This window comes from Kitasatospora sp. MBT66 (assembly GCF_000710405.2).
GTDB classification, from domain to species: Bacteria; Actinomycetota; Actinomycetes; order Streptomycetales; family Streptomycetaceae; genus Kitasatospora; species Kitasatospora purpeofusca.
In genome coordinates, this window is the sequence record NZ_JAIY01000021.1 from 83,676 (window position 1) to 88,705 (window position 5,030).

A 5,030-nucleotide genomic window follows, 5' to 3' on the forward strand; every position below is an offset into this window, starting at 1 on the left:
CTGCGCGGGCCTCACCCGGGCTCCGTGGTCGCAGCGGACGGTAGGTCGCCACACCGTTGGAGCCCGCTGTGCCGAACGTTGCCAGGGGTCAGTACGAGAAGGCCCATTTCTGGGTGGGGATGTCGTAGAAGGTCCACTGCTGGGCGCGGGTTCCGTCGGTTGTGAGCGAGTCGTCGATCTCCAGGGCTTTGCCGCTGTTGCGGTTCTTGAGCGCGTAGCCGCCGGTGCTCTTGACGAGGTCCCATTTCTGGGTGGGCAGGCCGTAGAAGGTCCACTGCTGGGCTCGCGCGCCTTCGGCCGTGAGGGAGTCCTCGATCTCCAGGGCCTTGCCGCTGTTGGCGTTGCGCACCTCCCAGCTGTCGCCGGCCCAGTGGAAGATCCAGCGGGCGGTGGGCAGGCTGTGGCAGGTCCACTGTTGGGCTTGGGCGCCGTCGGTCAGGAGGGAGTCGTCGATCTCCAGGCACTTTTCGCTGTTGGTGTTGACGAGTGGGGTCCTCCAGTCAACGGTGCGGGTCTGCTGGATCCAGGTGCCGAGGTCGTCGGTGCGGGTGTCGTAGGCGCCGGTGCGAGTGGTTTCGGTGGAGCCGAGGCAGCCGTTCTGCCAGGAGCGGCTGTTGAGGGCGGCGAGTTCGTAGTGGTCGCCGACCTTCCGCAGGGCGGGGCCGCCGGTGTCGCCCTTGCAGACGGCGGCGCCGGCCGGGGCCTTGGCGGCGATCTCCAGGCCGGTCGGGTCGATGGCGCCGACGGTGAAGGCGGCGCTGTGGAGCCGGTCCGGCACCCACTCGGTCCTGGTGCGGCCGTAGCCCGTCACCCGGAGTTCCTCACCAGCCACGGGGGCCGTGGTGGCCAGCGCCACGGGAGAGATGTCGGTGACCGGGTTTGCCAGGCGGGCCATGACCAGGTCGCGGTCGGAACGGGGGACCAGCTCGACGACATCCCGGACCTGGCCTGCTGCGGTGGTGAGGTCGGTGCGGCCGATGGTGGCGGTGGTCCTGAGCACGGGCGCACCCGCGGGCAGGGCTGTCGGCCGGGTCGGGTCGTCGGCGAAGCAGGCGGCGGCGGTGATGATCCAGAACGGGTCGATCAGGGCGCCGGTGCAGGACCGTTTGCCGTCGCCGATGTCCAGTTTTGCCGTGAAGGCGTAGGAGGCTTCCGGCGCGGTGTCACCGCTGAGGGCGGGCGCGGGCGTGCCGGCCAGCAGGAGGCAGGTGAGGGCGGTGGCTGTCACCGTCCCGGTTGTCCGAGTCGAGCGTGGGCGGAAGCGAGGCATGAGGTGGCTTTTCTCCGATCTGGACCCGCCGGTGTGTCGGGTGGGTGGATCACGGGCGCGGTCAGCCTGCCGTGGGGATCCCGCCGACCACGGACCAGCCGGACCAGCCTCCGCCGTTGGTGTTGTAGAGGCGCGCCATGACGCCGTCGGTGCCCTGGCCAAAGACCTCGGCCGTCCTGGTGTCGGGGTTGTAGACCGCGGCGGGGGAGCTGCCGAACTTCCAGCTGCCGGTCGTGGTCCAGGGTCCCCAGCCGGTGGTGCTGCTCCACGTGGCCCGGTACACCGATGCGTCGGTGCCGGTGGCGAAGACCTCGAGGGTGTTGGTGACCGGGTTGTGGAGGACGGCCGGCCGGCCGACGAACACGCCCCCGGGGTTGAGGGCGTACCAGCCGGACCAGCCTTCGCCGTTGGTGTTGTAGAGGTGTGCCATGACGCCGTCGGTGCGCAGGGCGAAGACCTCGGCCGTCCTGGTGTCCGGGTTGTAGACCGTGGTGGCGCCGCCGCGGAACTTCCAGTCGCCGGTCGTGGTCCAGGGTCCCCAGCCGGTGGCCCGGCTCCATGTCGCCCGGTACATGAACGCGTTGGTGCCGGTGGCGAAGACCTCGAGGGTGTTGTTCACCGGGTTGTGGACAACAGTGGGTTCATCGGCGAACCGGGCTGCGGGGTCCAGCGCGTACCAGCCGGACCAGCCTTCGCCGTTGGTGTTGTAGAGGTGTGCCATGACGCCGTCGGTGCGCAGGGCGAAGACCTCGGCCGTCCTGGTGTCGGGGTTGTAGACGGTGGTCGGGTTGCCGCGGAACTTCCAGTCGCCGGTCGTGGTCCAGGGTCCCCAGCCGGTGGCCCGGCTCCATGTCGCCCGGTACATGAATCCGTTGGTGCCGGTGGCGAAGACCTCCAGGGTGTTGTTCACCGGGTTGTGGACCACGGCCGGCCCGCCGACGAAGCGCGCGCCGGGGTCGATCAGGTGCCATCCCGACCAGCCTTCGCCGTTGGTGTTGTAGGCATGGATCATGGCGCCGTCGGTCCGCAGCGTGAAGATCTCTGCGGTCCTGGTGTCCGGGTTGTAGACGGTGTTGCGGCCCCCGCCCCGGACGGCGGCGGCCCAGGCGGAGACGGTCTGCTGGATCCAGGTGCCGAGGTCGTCGGTGCGGGTGTTGTAGGCGCCGGTGCGGGTGGTTTCGGTGGAGCCGAGGCAGCCGTTCTGCCAGGAGCGGCTGTTGAGGGCGGCGAGTTCGTAGTGGTCGCCGACCTTCCGCAGGGCTGGGCCGCCGGTGTCGCCCTTGCAGACGGTGGCGCCGGCCGGGGCCTTGGGGGTGATGCCGAGGCCGGTCGGGTCGACGGTGCCGACGGTGAACAGGGCGCTGCGGAGCCGGTCCGGCACCCACTCCGTCCTGGTGCGGCCGAATCCCGCCACCGTCAACTCCTCCCCGGCGGCGGGCGCCGCGGTGGCGAGGGGCACCGGAGCGATGTCGGTGACGGGGGTGGCGAGGCGGGCGAGGACGAGGTCGCGGTCGGTGCGGGGGACAAGTTCGGCGACGTCCCGGACCTGGCCCGTGGTGGTGGTGAGATCGGTGCGGCCGACGGTGACGGTGGTCCTGAGCGTCGGCGGGCCGGCGGGGACGGTCGTCGGCCGGGCGGGGTCGTCGGCGAAGCAGGCGGCGGCGGTGACGATCCAGTACGGGTCGATCAGGGCGCCGGTGCAGGCGCGCTGGCCGCCCCCGATGTCCAGCTTGGCGGTGAAGGCGTAGGAACCGGCCGGTGCGCCGTCACCACTGAGGGCAGGAGCGGGACCGCCAGCCAGCAGGGCACCTGCCATGACAGCGGCGGTGACCGTCGCAATCGTCCACGCCGGACGTGGTCTCGAGCGAAGCATGAGGTGCTGTCCTTTCGTTCCTGTTTCGGCCGGATCGAATGGCTTTGCATTGTTCCGCTGCCTGGTGGCAGCGGTCCTGCGGACCCGAATCATCCGGTGATGCGGAGTTCGACCAGGACGGATCGCTTTCCGCCGGGCAGGCTTTCACCGACCGGTTCGACGGAGTTGGGGCCGATGTTCACCTGCTTCTCCTGGCCGGCCGCCACCAGTTTGGCGCTGACGGAGCGGTCCTCGGTCCAGATGCCGTAGACGTCCGGAAGTTCCATGGTGAGGTAGCCGGTCGTACCGGAAACGACGAAGCAGTAGCCGAGCCTGTCGAGGCGTGATTCGACGAAGATCTCGTTCGGCGCCTGGCAGCTGGTCGGAACCGTGTGGTCAGGGCCTTCCTTGAGCCTGATGTGCCCGTCGCCCCGCTTCAACGTGACCCTGCGTTCCGTCAGGATCCGCTCGGCCTCCGGGTACTGGAAGTCCTCGACAGCGCTGGGCATGTCCGCCTCGGCGGAGACGGCTCCGGTAGTGGCCTGCGCGGCCGACAGGGATGCGAGCCCGATGCCTACCAGCAGAGTTCCTGAGGCGCTGGCCAGGAGAATCGTTCGAATACGGGATTTGATCAAGGCAGATCCTTCGATCCTGGCGGGACCACGATGATTCCGCAATGTCTGAAGAGGTGTTGGACGACGAACGAGCCAGCGTAAAGTATCAGCAATCTCCAGCCCCAGGAGAGGGATCGAATCGTTCAAGAGCTCTTTTTCGATCGACTTTCGGCCATGTCTCACGAATTCGCACACCGAATTCCGCTTCTGATGTTCGGTGATCTGTCATCGAAACATAGATGCACTATTTGGGGGGATTGATTGTGAACCATCCCATCCGATCCGCCACGGCGCCTCGGGCCACCGGGAGGACGCGACACCGCAGAACCCGGGCGTCGGTCCTCGGCCGAATATGCGCGGGCCTACTGCCGGTGGTCCTCACGGCTGGCCTGCTCGGCACGGCGCCCGCGTTCGCCACGGACCCCGGGCCCGGACCGAGCGCACCGACCGAGACGGACCGCAGCCGTGTCGTGAGCCTCTGGCTGCAGGGCGGCCCCGGTGTGAAGGCAGCCGCCGAGACGGCGCTGACCGGCACCGACGAGGACGTCAAACGCTTCCTCGACGTCGAGGCGGACCTCGCGGAGTACCACGACGAACGCGTCTCCACGTTCCAGGTCTTCAGCCTCGGCGGCGCCGGGGTGCGCGAAGCGGCCGCCAAGGCGCTGAAGGGCTCCCAGGGAGAGCTGCGTACCTTTCTCAAGGACGGCTGGCAGGCACCTCTGGAGCAGGACCGCCGGGTCGAGGCGTTCCAGCTCGTCGCCACTGGCGGGGTGAGCGTCAAGGAGCAGGCCACCGCCGCACTGCAGGGCACCCCCGAGAACTTGAAGAAGTTCCTCGAGCAGGGCCGGTACGACGCCGCCGCGGTCGACGACCGCGCCCGCGTGATGCAACTCCTCGCGGCCGGCGGCCCCGCCATGAAGGAAGCCGCCAAGGTCGCGCTGCGGGGCGTGCCCGCCGACATTGCCGAGTTCCTGTCGGTGGGACAGTTCGTGGCCCTCGCCAGGGACCAGGAACGCGCCACGATCTCCCAGCTGGCCGACCAGGCGGAGCAGGCCGGCCGGCAGGCCCAGATCGCCAAGGATGCCGCCAAGGAGGCCTCCGCACGCGCGGTCGAGGCCTCCCGGCTCGCCAAGGAGTCGGCCGAGACCGCGGCGAGGGAGACCGAGGAGGCAGGGCGGGACTCGGCCCGCGCCGCGGCCGCCGCCGCACGTGCTGCCGATGCGGCCCAGGGCGCCGCAGCTGCCGCCAGTCAGGCGGTCGCGGCTGCCGGCGCGGCCAACCAGGCCGCCCGCAC

At 69.7% G+C, this 5,030-nt stretch carries 4 protein-coding genes; 1 reads left to right on the forward strand and 3 read right to left on the reverse strand.

The window, feature by feature from the left end; all coding sequences use genetic code 11:
- Positions 1–88: 88 nt before the first annotated feature.
- The 3 genes from BI06_RS42855 to BI06_RS42865 all read right to left on the reverse strand — a co-directional run bounded on the left by BI06_RS42855 (position 89) and on the right by BI06_RS42865 (position 3,757).
- Entirely contained in the window at positions 89–1,228 is a 1,140-nt protein-coding gene (locus BI06_RS42855) for an RICIN domain-containing protein (RefSeq protein ID WP_051742982.1), read from the reverse strand.
- 103 nt (positions 1,229–1,331) lie between these two features.
- Positions 1,332–3,086: a trypsin-like serine protease gene (locus tag BI06_RS42860; RefSeq protein ID WP_051742983.1), complete on the reverse strand. Its 1,755-nt coding sequence runs from the start codon at positions 3,084–3,086 to the stop codon at positions 1,332–1,334.
- Positions 3,087–3,232: 146 nt separating this feature from the next.
- Positions 3,233–3,757, reverse strand: a complete 525-nt coding sequence (locus tag BI06_RS42865; RefSeq protein ID WP_233290537.1) for a hypothetical protein — start codon at positions 3,755–3,757, stop codon at positions 3,233–3,235.
- A gap of 449 nt (positions 3,758–4,206) precedes the next feature.
- On the opposite strand from BI06_RS42865, the gene BI06_RS42870 reads away from it, so the two are divergent.
- Positions 4,207–5,030: ALF repeat-containing protein (locus BI06_RS42870; protein ID WP_199523455.1), on the forward strand; the 824-nt coding region annotated here is incomplete at its 3' end.